The sequence below is a fragment of the Hymenobacter sp. genome (assembly GCF_035709525.1).
Classification (GTDB): Bacteria; Bacteroidota; Bacteroidia; order Cytophagales; family Hymenobacteraceae; genus Hymenobacter.
Window position 1 is genome coordinate 1 of record NZ_DASTEP010000221.1, and the last position, 14,777, is coordinate 14,777.

The following is a 14,777-nucleotide window of genomic DNA, read 5'->3' on the forward strand; positions in this document are numbered from 1 at the left end:
GGATACGTTACCTGACGCCAGACGCAAAATATTGCGTCTCTACCCCGTTCAACGCCTCGCGGCCTAATTTGCCAAAAACAACCCGAATGAACGAAACCGAGCAGGAAGAAAAACACTATCTCGAAGAAATAAAGGAGAGGCTGGCGCTGGCCATCCGGCGTGGCGACGAGGCCGTGAAGCAGTATTCGAGCGAGCTGCGGCAGAAAAAAGAGTACCTGCACGAGCACCAGTCGAGCCTCGACGATGCCGACCTGGTGGCCGCCGACCAGTCCATCAACCGCATGGCCTTCACGGGCGAAGCCGCCGTGGCCCGCAAGCGCCGGCTGCTCAAGCTGATGCAGTCGCCCTACTTCGGTCGCGTCGATTTTGAGCCCGCGGGCAAAACCCGGCTGCCGGTATACATCGGCGTGCACTCGTTTTTGGATGAGCAGCAGCGCCAAAGCCTGATTTACGACTGGCGGGCGCCCGTCTCGTCGCTGTTCTACGACTACGAGCTGGGCGAGGCCGCCTACGACACGCCCACGGGTACCGTGCAGGGCGACATCACCCGCAAGCGGCAGTACAAAATCCGCGATGGGCGCTTGGAGTATCTGCTCGAAAACGACGTGAACATTCACGACGACCTGTTGCAGCGCGAGCTGGCCAAATCGGCTGACGATAAGATGCGGAACATCGTGGCTACCATCCAGCGCGACCAAAATGCGGTGATTCGCAACGAGTCGGCCTCGGTGATGGTGATTCAGGGCGTGGCGGGCTCGGGCAAAACGTCGATTGCGCTGCACCGCATCGCGTTTTTGCTGTATCGCTACCGCGATACCATCGCGGCCAAAAACGTGCTCATTCTGTCGCCCAACAAGGTCTTCGCCGACTACATCTCCAACGTGCTGCCCGAGCTGGGTGAGGAGTACATTCCGGAGCTGGGCATGGAAGAGCTGGCGGCCGAGCTGCTCGACTACAAGTACCCGTTCCAGACGTTTTTTGAGCAAGTAGCGCGGCTGCTCGAAAACCCCGACCCAGGCTTCAGCGAGCGGATTCAGTTCAAAAGCTCGATTGAATTTCTGAGCCAACTCAACCAGTACTTGGTGTACGTCGAAAACAACCATTTCGCGCCGACCGACCTGCGGTTTGGGCGGCTCACGGTGCCGGCGGCGTTTCTGCGCGAGCGGTTTCGGGCCTACCACCGCGTGCCGCTGCTGAAGCGCCCGCCGCTGGTGGCCCAGGACGTGCGCACTTACGTGCGCGACGCTACTCGCCAGAAGCTCAGCGGCCAGGATAAGGCCACCATCGGCGAGGCCGTGCCGCGCATGTTCAAATTTGGGCAGGTGCTCGATTTTTACCGCGACTTTTACCGCTGGCTGGGCCGGCCCGAGCTGCTACGCCACGAGCCCGGCCAGCGCCTCGAATACGCCGACGTGTTTGCCCTGCTCTACCTGCGCCTGCGGCTCGAAGGCCTCACGGCCTACGAGCAGGTCAAGCACCTGGTAATCGATGAGATGCAGGACTACACGCCCGTGCAGTACGCCGTGCTGGCGCGCCTGTTTGCGTGCCGCAAAACCATCCTGGGCGACATCAACCAGACGGTGAACCCCTACGGCGCGTCGTCGGCCGAAACCATCGAGCGCGTGTTTCCGCAGGCCGAGGTAGTGCGGCTGCACCGCAGCTACCGCTCGACCATCGAAATCGCAACCTTCGCGTTGCGCATCGCGCCCAACCCCGACCTCATTCCGCTGGAGCGGCACGGGCCCACGCCCCTGGTAGCGCGCTTCGACAGTCCGGCTGCCGAGCTGCAAGCTGTGCAAGACTTGGTGGCTGGTTTTCAGCGCGGCGGGCACCAGTCGCTGGGCGTTATTTGCAAAACGCAGCGGCAGGCTGCCCGCGTACACGAGGCGTTGCAACCCCTGGGCGCGCAGCTGCTCACGCCCGAGTCTACGACGTTTAGGGAAGGCGTGGTCGTGACGACGGCGCACCTGGCCAAGGGCCTGGAGTTTGACGAGGTTGTCGTGCCCTTCGCTTCGGCCCGCACCTACCGCACCGAGATAGACCGCCGGATGCTGTATGTGGCCTGCACCCGCGCCATGCACCAGCTCACGTTGACGTACACGCAGGAGTTGACAGGCTTTTTGAAGGAGCAGGCTTAGGTAGAAGGCGCTCGTAGTAAAAGGAATTTTGATACATAATTAGAGCATTTTCAGCATCGATGTACAGCTGGTGCGTGTAGAGACGCACCAGCTGTACATCGATGCTGAAAATGCTATAGAAACAAGGCATTATGTCTAAACTACGCTACCTCGCCGCGCTAACCCTGACGCTGCCAGCGCCCGCCGCCCGCGCGCAAAACATTGCCCCGGTTGCCCAGGCAGCCTTGCCCGTTGCGCAGCCCGCCGCCTTCGAGGCCCACGTGCGCTACCTCGCCGACGACCGCCTGCGCGGCCGGCTGCCCGGCACGCCCGGCTACCAGCTGGCGGTGGATTATGTCACGGCGCAGCTCCGGCAAAACGGCGTGCTGCCGGCCGGTGAGCAGGGCGGCTACACCCAAAAAGTGCGCCTGCGCCGCGCCTTCGTGGAGCCCGGCGCGGTACTTAGCTTTCAGCCTGCCAGCGGCGCGGCGCAGCCGCTAGCCTACGGCCCGGCCGCCACGCTCTACCCCAACCCCGCCCAGCCCGACGTGCGCCTGGACAGCGCCCCGCTGGTATTTGCGGGCTACGGCATTTCGGCCCCGGAATTGAAATACGACGACTACGCCGGCCTCGACGCCCGGGGCAAGGTAGTGGTGGTGACGCGCCAGCCGCTACGGCAGTTTGGTGACAACGAGCGGCAGTATTTCAGCGACTTGCGCACGGTGCTCGAAACGGCCGGCCGTCACGGCGCGGTGGGCGTGCTGCTGGCCGCCGCCCGCCCCGATGCCCATTTGGCCGACTTCCCGAAGGGCGTGGTGAGCGCCCTCGGCCCCGACGGGCAGGTAGCCGTGTCGCGCAGCTACGCGCCGGGCCCGGTGCAGCTGGTGGGCTTGGTGAGCGCGGCTACGTTGCAGCAGCTTTTCGGCGGCGCGGCTGCCGATACCGCGCGCACGCTGGCGGCGCTGCGGAGCGGGAAAACCGCCTCGCAGGCGCTGCCCGGCCGCTTTAGCGCGCAGTATCGCAGCCGTTATCAAGATATTGAGAGCTACAACGTGGTGGGCAAAATCACGGGCTCCGACCCCATCCTCAAAAACGAATACGTGGTGCACAGCGCCCACCTCGACCACCTGGGCGTGGGCGCGCCCATCAACGGCGATTCTATCTACAACGGCGCGCACGACAACGCCACGGGCGTGGCCAGCGTGCTCGAAATCAGCAAGCTATACGCCAGCCTCAAGCAGAAGCCCCGCCGCTCGGTGCTCTTTGTGCTGATGACGGGCGAGGAGATGGGCTTGCTGGGCTCGGCCTATTTTGCCAAACTGCCCACGGTGCCCAAAACCGCCTTGGTGGCCGACATCAACACCGATATGCCCACCATCATCGCGCCGCTGCTGGGCGTGGTGCCGCTCGGGGCCGACCACTCGTCGCTGCTGAAAGAGGTGCGAACTGCCGCCGACTACCTCCGGCTGACCGTGGAGCCCGACCCCGAGCCCGCCCAAAACCGTTTTATCCGCAGCGACCAGTACAGCTTCGTGGTGCAGGGCGTGCCCGCGCTGCACATCAAGTACGGTAACCGCACCGCCGACGGCCGCAATAACCTCAGCGAAACAGTGCAAAAGTGGCGCGCCGCCACCTACCACAAGCCGCAGGACAACGTGGAGGGCGGCACCTTCGACTGGGACGCGGGCGCGCAGTACGCACGCCTCAACTTCCTCATCGGCTACCAGGTGGCGCAGGCAGCGCGGCGGCCGAGCTGGAACAAAGGCGACTTTTTTGGCGCGCGCTTCGGGCGCTGATGCAACCGTTGCCGCGTGGTAGGGCTCAGCTATATGGTGTTTCATTAGACCGCTTTGCGCCTATGAAAAAGGTCTTTCTCCCGCTGCTGCTGCTGGCCACCGGCTGCCATAAAAAATGCGATACGGAGCCTACCGCCGCGCTGGCCGAAGACGAGATTGAAGTAGAAACCCTGGGCCGTAACCCTGACTGCGGCGTGGCCCAGGTAGTAGCCAAAGACCAGGCAAAAGTGGAGCAACTGATTGGCAAATCGGCCTACGCGCCCACCTACCTCGCGCTCAAGCTGGATACGGCCCTGTGGGTGCGCAAAAACCGGACGCTGTACGTCCGCATCCGCAAGCCCCTGAATGCGGAATATGTTCTTTGTACGATGTGGGGGCCGGGCTACCAGTCCTTCGTGGTGACGAGCGCCCGCGTGAAGCCGTAGTGATAATGGGCACTGGGCATCAGCCACCGTGCAGCCCCACCAGCAAAAATACCCCGCTCAGATACGCCCACAGTAGGCTGAAAAGCACGTGGATAAGCGTTTCGAAGCGCTTGCCGCGCCACAGCGTGGCCGAGTAGCCGAAGAACTGAACAAGTAGCCGCGCCAGCCAGAATACGCCCAGCCCCAGCGCCACCCGGCGGCCCAGCGCGGTACCCACTAGCTCGGCCGCCGAGGTCAGGCACAGTAGCCCCATCAGCAGCACGGCCAAGGCGATGAAAAACGTATGCACGTACATCATCTGCCGGTTAATCAGGCTGAGGGGGGCGAACTCGCGCCGCCAGCCAAAGTAGCGCGCGAAGCCGCCGTGCAGCAGCGCCAGCACTACCAGCATCCCGCCGATAAACTCAAGCTGAAGCTGCATCGGGGCGGAGAATATTAAGGCGGTTATAAAAGGTGTAATCTTGATTTCCTGCGCCACCTGCAGCCCGGCCGCCCGAAAGGTAGCCAGCCAGGCCTGGCGCGAATGAAAATGCAGAAAACCGATGATGTAAGCCAGGAAATTGGCCGCATCGCGCAGGTGTTCGACTACGATAATAGTACCACTGGGCTGCGTAGCGCGCCTTAGCTCGCCGAAAAACGCGGCCCGCTCGGCGGCCTCGCGCACCTCGTGGGCGGCCAGGAAAGCTACCGTGGTAGCGGCAGTGGCCGTGGGCAGCGGCAGGGCGTAGGTGCGGGCGGCCAGCGTGCCGGGCCGCGGCGGGTAGGCTCGCCGTGCCCGCCTGATAGAAACCTCGGTGTGCCGGGCGGGGTCGTAAAAATCCACGGCCAGCAACTGGTCGGGCTGCCAACGCTGTTGCAGCACGGGGCTTATCTCATCGAAGCCCGCACTGACGCTGAGCACCGTAGCGCCGGGCGCGGGTATGCAGCTGGCGGGCAACCAGCCCAGCTCATACAAACCCGCGCAGTCGTAGATGTAGGCCGAAACAGCCAGCGACATCACCAGCGGTGCCGCTACCAGCACCAGGCCGAAGCCCGCATAGTAATCAAGCGGCGCGGGTAGTTGCCACGCGGCCAGCCCCAGTGCCAGTAGCAGCCCAAGCGCCAGGGCGTAGAAGTGCCAGTTGAAGCGCACGATGTTGGCCACGCCCTGCCAGGGTTTTCTTACGGGTGCCATCGCTCGGTGCGGCCTTTTTTCCAGTGGTAGGGCACGTCGCGCAGCTCGAAGGCATTGGCCAGCACCAATTGACTGAGCGGCAGCTTTTGCAGAAAGCCCACGTGCGCCTGCGCCACGGCTGCGGGCGTGGGCTGCCAGTGCTCACGCACGCCTTCGATGATAATGATGCGCTCGCCTTCCACTGAAAACGTGAACGGCAGCGGCCCGGCAAAGCGTCGCGCCTCGGCCCAACTGGCGAAAGGCGAACCCACGGGCAGCGCTACGTTGGGCGCGGGCGCGGTGGTTTGAATCTGAAAATCGCCCTGCCGCGAGGTGGCGGTAAGGCCGCCGTTGGCATCGGTTAGGTTGATGTCGGTCGTGACGTAGCCATAGTGCGTGAACACGTTGCCGAGCAGCGCCATGCGGCGGCGGTCGGTTTCGGAGCGCAGAATGTAGAGGCCGCGCAGCCGCTTGGCGGCCGGCGTGACGTAGCGCACGAAGGCCCGGTAGCCCACCAGCGTAAAATCCTGCCCCAGAAGAGCCGGGAAACCCTGCGGCCGCAGGTGGCGCGTTTGCACCAGCGCCACGGCCAGAAAGCCCCATTCATTTTGCCACGTATCGGGCACGAGCGGCGCGGGCAGCAGCGCCTGCACCTCGGCCGCCGGCGCGGCAAACGTGAGCACGAGCGAGCGCTCAAAAAACGCCTCGACCGCAAACGGATGGGTTTTCAGCCAGGACAGCATCGGCTAGCGGGCGGTGGGGCGGGGGAGTAAGAATTCATAGTAATACAGCAACCCGACGAACAAACCCGCAAACAGCGCATTCACCCGCCCCCACAGCAGCAAATCGGGGGCAAGAAGAAATTCCAGCGCGTTCATTGCCACTACCAATCCCATCTGCGCCACCACGCACCAGCGGCGCCTGAGACCGCTGAGTAGCCAGATGGCCATACCGATTTCGGCCAGCCCGATGAGGCGCGTAAGCGGCCCGGAATAGGCTGGCCCCAGAATGCGCGCCACGATGGCCGCGTGCCGGGGCACCAGGTTCAGCACCTTGCACAGCAAGCCGTTGGCCAGCCACACCAGCGCGATGAGGTAGGTGAGCAGGCGGTGGAAAAGTGGGGCAGGCATATGGGTTGGGGCAGGTAGGCGGATACATCTGGTGCGGACAGCCGGCGAAAAGCCAGCAGCCCGCACCGCAATTCCACTAACCCACGAAAACCTCTACGCTCGCCACCTTATTAATCATGTAGTTGCGGCGGTCGGGGTCGTGAGTGGTGGGCTGGGTGCGGCCGGCCAGGTCGGTGGCGCGGGCTTGCAGGGTGTGGCGGCCGGGCGCGGCGGGCGTCCAGCTGTATTCCCAGAAGCGCCAGGCGAAGGGCACGGCCGCGCCAAGCAGGCGGGCGGGCTGCCAGGTCTTGCCCTGGTCGAGGCTGATTTCGACGCTGGTTACCTCGCTTTCGCCCGCCCAGGCGGCCCCGAATACGCGGTAGGGCTGGCCCACGGGCACGGCCTCGTGCAGGGCGGGGCGGGCTATTTCGGCCTTCACCTGCATCTCGGCCACCGGCACGAGAGTGGGCTGGCCGTGGTGGCGCTGCCAGTAGGCGTATTCCAGGGTTTGCCAGTAGCCGGCGTAGGGCTCGGTGCTAATGGTGAGTTTGTTGAGCCACTTCACCGAGGCCATGCCGTACCAGCCGGGCACCACCAGCCGCACCGGAAAGCCGTGCTCGGGCGGCAGGGGCTGGCCGTTCAGCAGGTAGGCTACCAGCACTTCGGGCCGGGTGGCCTTGGCCAGCGGCAGGCTGCGGGCAAAGGCGATAACGCCGGGGGCCTTGGGCTCGTCATTCATGGTGCCCTGGTCGGCCCCTTCGCAGATGACTTCCAGCGCGTCGGGCGCTACGCCGGCTTGTGCCAGCAGGGCCGATAGGGGCACGCCCGTCCACTCGGCATTGCCCACGGCCCCTTGCTCCCAGAGCAGGCCCTTGGCTTTGGGCGTGAGGCGGGCGCGGCCGTTGCCGGCGCATTCCAAGGTGGCTTGCAGGGTGGTGGCGGGTAGCTGGCGCAACTCGTCGTAGCTGAGCGTGAAGGGCTGGCTCACCGCGCCTTCGATTCGTAGCTGCCAGGTAGCGGCATCCAGCGCCGGCACGGGGAAGTGGCTGCGCACAAACAGGCGGTTGGCGGGCAGCACCGGCTCGGTGAGGGTGGGGAAGGGCAGCTCTAGGTTGAGCGGCTCCTGCTCGCGGGTTATCAGGCCGGGGAAGGGGCTGGGCGGGGGCGTGTTTTCCATGAGGGAAGAGGCTGACTTACGAGCAAAATTCAATTGGCTTTAGCTCAAATCAAAACGGGTGTAGAGACGCATCTTTGCGTCTCACGTCAGGCGAGCTGAATAACGTGAGACGCAAAGATGCGTCTCTACACCCGTCTGGCGGCAGGAGAAAATCAGCTAGCGGCCAGCGTCTACTATTTTCTGCAACTGCGTCTGGGTAGCCACCGGCAACGCACTCAGAATATCCAAACCCGAGGCGGCCTCAATCTTATCAATCGACGTCAGGTACTGCTGCCAGTCGGGGTTGATGCTATTATCATTGGGCGTGTCGATGGCCAGCACGTGGCCCTGGCCGGCCACGATGCGCTTGAGGTCGCCGCTGCCTTCGGGCAGAAACACGATGACTTTCCAGATGCGGGCGGGCACCGTCACGCGGCCCTGGTCGATGGTGCTGGCGGGGCCGTTTTTGCCGGTGCCGCCGCGGCCGTAGCTACCCATCAGTACGTAGGCTTCCTGGCCTTTGGTTACTTGCGCGCGGGTGTATTCTTCGAGGTTGCCCCAGGTTTGCTGGTTGTTTTGGGGGGCCTGGGGCACCATGTTGCTCATCAGGAAGGTGGCAGAATTATCATCGAGCGAGGCCGTGCGGTCGCCGCTGGGGCAGTTGTGGCCCTTGTCGAAGCCCGAGCCCGAGTAGCTCTGCGGTGATACCTGGTAAAACTGCCGGGGCAGGGCGGGGTCGGCCCGAAAATCATCTTGCCGGGGCGCGGCCTTGGTGAGGTCGGTGCGGCCCACGTGCCAGCTCGTCCACACCGGAATGCCGCGCTGGGCGTTGTAGCCGGTGGCGTACTGGGGGTGAATGAGCAGGTAGTTGGTAGTATTGGCCGGGTCGGAGGTCGCGCCGCTGGGGTTGCCGAGCAGCAGGTTATCGTTGTCGAGCCGGGTGCTGGCGGGCGGGGTAGGCTTGGTGGGCTGGGTCGGCGTGGGCGTCGGAACCGGCTTCGGGGGCGGCGTCACTACGACTACCCCGCCGCTGGTTTCGAGGCGGATGTCGTCGAGATTGAGGCGGTTTTTATCGGTGCCTGTCTTGCGGATTTCCAGGCGAATGGGCTCGCTGGCCGTGCCCGTGAACACGGCCGCCCGCAGCGCGGGGCCGCTGGTGGTCTGGGGTTGGCCGTTGCGCTGCCAGGTGCGGCCGTGGTCGCGGCTCAGCCACAGCTCCCAGGTGCTGGGGCCGTCGGTGCCGTAGGCCGCTGCCTGCACGCTGATGCGCTTCACGCCGGCCGGGGCGTCGAACTGCATGGTGAGCCGGCCGCCGGGGCGCAGGCGGGCGGCGTGCGCCCCGGCCTTGTGGTCTTCGTCGGCGCTGCCGATGAGGGCTTCGGTAAAGAGCCAGGTGCCGGTAGCCAGCGCCTCGGGCGCGGCGGCGTAAGCGCCTTTGGTGCCCGTTTCGAAGGCTTCGAGCAAGGCGGCAGCCTGGGTGGGCGCGGCGGCTACGGCCGTGGTTTCGGTGGCGGGGGCCGAGCAGGCGAGCAGCAGCGGGGCGGCGAGAAAGACAGCGGAGAGTTGCATGGCGCGAAAGTAGGGCGTCGCGTGGGCATTCCGGCCGTGGTTACCCCACCCCCGGCCCCTCCCCTCCGGGAGAGGGGAGCCGGACGAGTTTTGAGTTCTCAGTTTTGAGTTAAAAGTTCAGCAACTCAAACCTCATACTTCAAACCTCTCAACTCAACGATAGGCTCCCCTCTCCCGGAGGGGAGGGGCCGGGGGTGGGGTAAAGGCGCTAGTACAGCTTAAACAGCGGCTTCACGTTCGCCAGCGTCTCGCCAAAGCGCTCCGAGGCGCGCGCCTGCTGGTAGGTTTCGGCGGCGGCTTTGGCGCGGGTGGTTTCCTCGGCGATAACCTTGGTAGCGCGGTCGGCTTTTATCAGCCCATCTTGCTGGCCCTGGGCGATGGCGGCGCGGATGGCGGCGCTGTACTGCGCCGTAATAACGGGCAGGCGGTCGGTGAGGCTCTGGAGCTGGGTAGCCACCTGCACCACCTGCTCGGCCGCGTTGTTGGCGGGCGTCAGGTAGCTGTCGGGGTCGAGGATGTCGGGCTGATTCTGGGCGCGGGCGAAGGCTTGGTCGAGGGCCGTGAAGCGGGCCGGCAGGTTGGTAGCCACGTAATTGCTCATGCGGCTGATGTTGGCAACGTCGAGCGAGTTGGTGGCGGGCTGGCCCGCGGGCGCGGCCGTGTAGTAGGCCGAAATATCTTCCTGGTACGCCGCCAGCTGCACGTAGGGTCGGTAGAGCTGGCTGAGCTGGTGCTGCAATACACTCAGTTCGTTATCCAAGGTCAGCAGCGAAGCCTGGTTGTCGGCGCGGGCGGCGTCGAGGGCGCTGAAAAAGCTGAGCGTGGGCTTGAGGCCGGTTTCGATGGTTTTGACCTGAGCGGCCGAAAAGCCGTCGCTGCTGAGGCTGTTGGCGCGCACGCTGGTCAGCAGCTCGCTCACGGCATTGAGCATGGGGCCCACGGTGGGGATGGTTTTCACCAGCGAGTTGCTGGTGAGGTGGCTGGCGAGGTCTACCAGCCGGTTGCCCCGGTTTCTGTCCACCACCTTGGTCGTCACCAGCGACTTGGTATAATCGACCAGCGAGATGCCGAGCGGGTTGGCATCGGTGGGCGAGCTCAGGGCCGCCTGCTCGTTGGCATTGCGTAGCGCCTGGGTGAGGGCGCGCAGCTGCGACAAGCGGCTGTGGCACACTTGCAGCAAGTCGGCGGTGGCCTTCACGTTGCTTTTGGCCAAGGAAAAGCGCGTAGTCTGGCTCAGCTTCTGCCCCGTAATGAAATTATTGAACTTGCCGCCCAGCTCGGTGTACACCCGCTGCTGCTGCCGGTACGACTGCCGCAAGCTATCAACGCGCCGCGTGAGCAGCAGCACCGTGGCCTGCGCCTGGGCCAGGGCTTGCGCCTGCACTTCTTCGGCCGAGGGCCGGGCCACCGGGGCGGGAGCCGTAGGCGGCGGGGTAGGAGCCGAGGCCGTTTCGGCCGGGGCGGTAGTAGTGGTAGTGGCCTGCGCAAAGACGGCGGCGGGCGCGAGCGCCAGGCCGAGGCTCAGCAGATAAGGAGTGGATACGGCTTTAAACATAGGATGCTGGAAAGACGGGCTTGGACGTGGCCGCTAATACGTTGCGGACACGCCCGGCCGGCCCCCAAAGATGCAAAGACCGGGCCGAGTGGGGCCGTTCTCACGCGAACCTCACCCCCTAGCCCCCTCTCCAAAAAAGAGGGGGGACTAGCCTCTAGCCCTAGTCCCAACTGCTGGAAACAAAAAATAGAAACTAGTCCCCCCTCTTTTTTGGAGAGGGGGCTAGGGGGTGAGGTTCGCGCCAGGGCAGCCCTTGCTTACGCCTTCACTGCCGCCCCCGGCCGGTCTACCACCGTGCGGGCGGCCACCACGCGGGCGTAGAAATCGGGCGCGCGGCGCTCGTACTTGCGCAGCTGGCGCATGAGGCGGTCTTGCAGCAGGGTGCCGAGCTCGGCAAACTCGACGCGGAGGCTGGCGCGGGCCGCTTTGCCTTCGATGATGGCCTGGCGGGGCTGGGTTTTGAGGTCGTTGAAGGCGGCCAGGGCGTCTTGCAGCTCTTGCAGGCGGGCGGAAGTGAGGTCGTAGTCGTCTTGCAGGGCTTTTTTATACGCCTTGTCCTGGGTGGCCTGGTAGAGGGCGGTGGCGGCATCGGTGAGGCGCGAGCCGCGCAGCTTCTCAAAGTCGCTCTGGCTGTAGTCGGCCAGGGCTTGCAGGGTCGTATCCTTTTGCTCAGTGGCGTAGGCAAATACGTCGCCCGCGATTTCGGCGGCCACCTGGGCCAGGTGGGTGCGGGCCTGCTCCTTGCCGCTGGGCTGGCCAGCCCCACTGGCGGCGGCGGTGCTGCGCTGGGTTTGCTGGCGCAGCGGGGCCATGTCGGCGATGAGGGTGGCCAGGCGCGCCACCACGGCTTGCAGGGCCTTATCGGTGGCGTAGGGGGCGGGGTCTTGCCGCAGGGTGGCGAGCAGGGTTTCGGCGGCGGCGAGGCGGTTGTCTTGCTTGGCGGTGAGCATGGGAGTAGGGAAAAATAGAAATTGCTTGAGACTTGGACGAAACCTGGTGAAACTTGGACGCGGAACCCCGTGGCGGCAGCCCGGCCCCCTGCGGCGGGGCCGCTGCCCGCCGCGCTGGCTTCGCTGCCCCCTGGGCCACGGCCCGGCCCCGCAGGGCGGCAGTGCGGCGGCCGGGGGCGGCACCTCCGCCCACCGCAGCCGGGGCGCGGCTGGGTAGGGCCGGGGCGAAGGCTGCGGCGGCGGCCGCGCCGCCCACTGCGCGGAAACCTGGGCGCTAGTATACGCCAGAATAGCGGGATACGGCCCAGGTAAGGCGTCCCCGCCGGGCACCAAAAAGGCCCCGCCGGGTGGGGCGGGGCCGGTGGGGCTAGGAGCAACGGGCGGCTAGCTCCCTAGCTGCGCTACCTCGGCCGGGCTGAGGCCGTAGCGGGCGGCTACCAGGGCGTCGATGGCGGCTTCGAGGGCGGCGGTGGGCTCGCCGGCGGCTTTGGCGGCGAGCACCTGCTCGACCAGGGCCGCGATTTCGGCCTGCTGCGCGGGCGTGGCGTGGGGGATGGGGAGTTGGTCCAGGTACTGCTTAAAAAAGCGTAAATACCCGCCGCGAATAGTTGCCGTCAAGCTCCGAAAGAAAAAATCGATGCAGGATGAATTGAGTACGCCAAGCAAATACAGATTATTAGCAGGAAGAAAGTAAGCGGTATTTGCTAGGTAGGTACCGTTGTTGTCAAGCGTGAAAGAGAGCGTGGGCGCAATGTCAGGGAATAGAATCTTCGGCCTTTCAAAATCATCGTAGTAATCGCAGGAGCGAAGTTCCCACCAAAAAAATCCTTTATCTGCTCTGGCTTGAGCCGCACTGGCAAAAGGCCACAGATGAGCCGCAATGGCTGGGTAGCTAGCTTCCAATGCAGCCCACGGAGTGGTGTGGAGCGGCTTTGCTGGCTCTTTCCAGCGGCCGTTGAGGTCGCGCTGCCAGCCAAGCGCTAGACGGGTCCAGCCGCTGGGCAGCCTAATTAGGTAGTTGTTGGAGGTGGCCCTTTGGTAGCGCTTGATATCGCGGCCGGCTAGAAAAGGCTTGAGAATTTCCGCCGAGGCTGGGTCGGCTTCAATTAGCTGCTGATGCTTTTTTGCATCCACTACAAAAGCAGGGTTCAAACCAGTTTTAATGCCATAATAAATTTTGCCTTCAGCGTGCTCATTTAATGGTACGCTCCCGGCTTTGAGCTTGTCTAGCAAGTCCAGCTGTTCGATGCTTGCCAGATTCCACCCTCCCTCATTGAGACGGGTGGCAAAAGTGTTGGTTAGCTGAGCAGCCACAGTTTGCTCAAATTCTTCGGGGGTGGGCAAAGTCGTTAAAACTGCGGTAGCAAAAGAAGCTGTTGCCTCTGCCTGGCGCACGGAGAGAATCGAAGGATAGGTAGTGGCTTCAGGAAAAACGGGCAGGTCATTAAAATCGATAAATTCAATCAACTCGCGGTCTGCCAGTAGCTGCCGCAGGGGCTGGCCATAGTTGGCGCGCAGCCATTTATTGGGTGTGATGTAAGAGAGTTCGCCCTCTTGCCGAAGTAGGTCTAACCCCAGTTCAATAAAATAAACATAGATGTCGGCGGTGCTGGCAAACGTGCGGAATCGCCCTTGAAACCGTCCCTTGAATTCCTTTATATCCTCCTGCCGGATATACGGCGGGTTGCCAATCACCACATCAAAGCCCCGGAACTTGCCTTTCTCATCGAGCACCTCGGGAAACTCGAAGCGCCACTCGAAGGCGTGGCGGTAGAGCTGGCCCTGCTCGTGGCGCTCCACCTCCTTTTCGTACTGCTCGATGAGCAGGGTGAGGCGGCGCAGCTCGAAGGTGCGGGCCTCGCGCTGCTTGGGGGTTTCGGGCAGCAGCTGGCCTTGGGTTTCGAGCATGGTGCGCTCGCCGAGGGCGCGGCGCAGCTTTTCGCGCAGCGGGTCGCGCTTGTGCAGGGCCTGGGTAAACTGCTCCTTGATTTGGGTCAGAAACTTTTGCAGGTCCTGCTTGGCGGCGCGGTCGCGGGTGTTGAAGTAGGCGTGCACGGCATCGCGGTAGGTGGCGAGCGTGAACTTGCTCTGCCGAAACACGTCGGAGAGGTCGGCCGCGAGGTCGAAGCGCGAGAGCAGCGAGTTTCCGGCCTTGATGTTGAGCTCCAGGTTAGGCAGGGTTTCAAGCTGGGCAAAGCCGGTTTCGGGCAGGTAGTAGGCGTGCTTGAGCAGCTCTATCCAGAGGCGCAGGCGGCAGATGCGGACCGAGTTGGGGTTGATATCGACCCCAAACAGGGCGTGCTCGATGAGGTGGCGCTTTTCCTGAAACAGCGCCCGCTGCAAGGCCGTGTGCTTGGCCGACACGGTGCGCTGCCCGGTGGCGGCGAGGTGGGCGCGGTACTGAAAGAGAGCGGCGGGGTCGTGGGGGTCGTCGTCTTCATGCATCACCACCAGCTCGTCGCGGGCCACGGTGAGGCGGTAGCGCAGGCGCTTGCCGGTGTCATCGAGCAGCAGCCCCAGCTCGGCTTTGATGGCCAGCAGCTCGTTGAGGGCCGACACCAGGAAATGGCCGCTGCCCACGGCGGGGTCGAGCACGGTGAGGGTGTTGAAGTAGGCGCTGTCGGCCACCCGGTTTTTGGGGTCGAGGGCGTCGGCCAGGGCCGGCACGTCGGGCGCGCCCAGGCCGTAGCGGCGTTCAAAGTGCTGCACCACGGCCCGGCGCAGGGTGTGGCGGGCCATGTACATGGTGATGAAGCCAGGCGTGTAAAACGAGCCGTCCTGGTAGCCATTGAGCTTCTCAAAAATGAGGCCCAGCACGGCCGCCGAAATCAGCGGCTTATGGGTTTCCTGCACCTGCTCGTCGCCCTCGGAGGCAAAGTCGTAGGCATCGAGAAAGCGGAGTAGATAAGATAAGGTAGAAGGATTTGAATGGGTAGATGTAACAGCT

At 64.1% G+C, this 14,777-nt stretch carries 11 protein-coding genes; 3 read left to right on the forward strand and 8 right to left on the reverse strand.

The features are described from left to right. The first annotated feature begins 86 nt into the window (after positions 1 to 86). The 3 genes from VFO93_RS19450 (at position 87) to VFO93_RS19460 (ending at position 4,338) form a co-directional block, all read left to right on the forward strand. Positions 87 to 2,138: a HelD family protein gene (locus tag VFO93_RS19450; protein WP_325136054.1), complete on the forward strand. Its 2,052-nt coding sequence runs from the start codon at positions 87 to 89 to the stop codon at positions 2,136 to 2,138. A 131-nt stretch (positions 2,139 to 2,269) separates the two neighbouring features. Beyond that, on the forward strand, positions 2,270 to 3,913 hold the full coding sequence (locus VFO93_RS19455; RefSeq protein WP_325136055.1) for a M28 family peptidase: 1,644 nt from the start codon (positions 2,270 to 2,272) through the stop codon (positions 3,911 to 3,913). Between the two features lie 62 nt (positions 3,914 to 3,975). After that, positions 3,976 to 4,338: a hypothetical protein gene (locus VFO93_RS19460; RefSeq protein ID WP_325136056.1), complete on the forward strand. Its 363-nt coding sequence runs from the start codon at positions 3,976 to 3,978 to the stop codon at positions 4,336 to 4,338. A gap of 19 nt (positions 4,339 to 4,357) precedes the next feature. On the opposite strand, the gene VFO93_RS19465 is transcribed toward VFO93_RS19460, so the two are convergent. The 8 genes from VFO93_RS19465 to VFO93_RS19500 all read right to left on the reverse strand — a co-directional run. Continuing rightward, entirely contained in the window at positions 4,358 to 5,512 is a 1,155-nt protein-coding gene (locus tag VFO93_RS19465) for a hypothetical protein (RefSeq protein ID WP_325136057.1), read from the reverse strand. Further along, on the reverse strand, positions 5,500 to 6,234 hold the full coding sequence (locus tag VFO93_RS19470) for a DUF2071 domain-containing protein (protein WP_325136058.1): 735 nt from the start codon (positions 6,232 to 6,234) through the stop codon (positions 5,500 to 5,502). The genes VFO93_RS19465 and VFO93_RS19470 overlap by 13 nt, the downstream gene beginning before the upstream one ends. A 3-nt stretch (positions 6,235 to 6,237) precedes the next feature. Continuing rightward, the gene (locus VFO93_RS19475) at positions 6,238 to 6,621 is read right to left on the reverse strand and encodes a DoxX-like family protein (RefSeq protein WP_325136059.1); all 384 of its coding nucleotides are present in this window, start codon (positions 6,619 to 6,621) and stop codon (positions 6,238 to 6,240) included. A 76-nt stretch (positions 6,622 to 6,697) separates the two neighbouring features. After that, a complete protein-coding gene (locus VFO93_RS19480) occupies positions 6,698 to 7,777 on the reverse strand; it encodes a sulfite oxidase (RefSeq protein WP_325136060.1) in 1,080 nt (359 codons plus the stop codon). 156 nt (positions 7,778 to 7,933) lie between these two features. Next, entirely contained in the window at positions 7,934 to 9,325 is a 1,392-nt protein-coding gene (locus tag VFO93_RS19485; RefSeq protein ID WP_325136061.1) for a DNA/RNA non-specific endonuclease, read from the reverse strand. 208 nt (positions 9,326 to 9,533) lie between these two features. Continuing rightward, entirely contained in the window at positions 9,534 to 10,880 is a 1,347-nt protein-coding gene (locus VFO93_RS19490; RefSeq protein ID WP_325136062.1) for a hypothetical protein, read from the reverse strand. Between the two features lie 257 nt (positions 10,881 to 11,137). Further along, positions 11,138 to 11,830 (reverse strand): hypothetical protein, encoded by a 693-nt coding sequence (locus tag VFO93_RS19495; RefSeq protein ID WP_325136063.1) that lies wholly within the window; start codon positions 11,828 to 11,830, stop codon positions 11,138 to 11,140. Positions 11,831 to 12,214: 384 nt separating this feature from the next. After that, positions 12,215 to 14,777 (reverse strand): Eco57I restriction-modification methylase domain-containing protein (locus VFO93_RS19500; protein ID WP_325136064.1); only part of this gene is annotated, 2,563 nt, incomplete at its 5' end.

Bases quoted from the DNA above. Each gene is read 5' to 3' on its own strand.
- VFO93_RS19450 (WP_325136054.1), top strand. From the start codon at position 87: ATGAACGAAACCGAGCAGGAAGAAAAACACTATCTCGAAGAAATAAAG.
- VFO93_RS19455 (WP_325136055.1), top strand. From the start codon at position 2,270: ATGTCTAAACTACGCTACCTCGCCGCGCTAACCCTGACGCTGCCAGCG.
- VFO93_RS19460 (WP_325136056.1), top strand. From the start codon at position 3,976: ATGAAAAAGGTCTTTCTCCCGCTGCTGCTGCTGGCCACCGGCTGCCAT.
- VFO93_RS19465 (WP_325136057.1), bottom strand. From the start codon at position 5,512: ATGGCACCCGTAAGAAAACCCTGGCAGGGCGTGGCCAACATCGTGCGC.
- VFO93_RS19470 (WP_325136058.1), bottom strand. From the start codon at position 6,234: ATGCTGTCCTGGCTGAAAACCCATCCGTTTGCGGTCGAGGCGTTTTTT.
- VFO93_RS19475 (WP_325136059.1), bottom strand. From the start codon at position 6,621: ATGCCTGCCCCACTTTTCCACCGCCTGCTCACCTACCTCATCGCGCTG.
- VFO93_RS19480 (WP_325136060.1), bottom strand. From the start codon at position 7,777: ATGGAAAACACGCCCCCGCCCAGCCCCTTCCCCGGCCTGATAACCCGC.
- VFO93_RS19485 (WP_325136061.1), bottom strand. From the start codon at position 9,325: ATGCAACTCTCCGCTGTCTTTCTCGCCGCCCCGCTGCTGCTCGCCTGC.
- VFO93_RS19490 (WP_325136062.1), bottom strand. From the start codon at position 10,880: ATGTTTAAAGCCGTATCCACTCCTTATCTGCTGAGCCTCGGCCTGGCG.
- VFO93_RS19495 (WP_325136063.1), bottom strand. From the start codon at position 11,830: ATGCTCACCGCCAAGCAAGACAACCGCCTCGCCGCCGCCGAAACCCTG.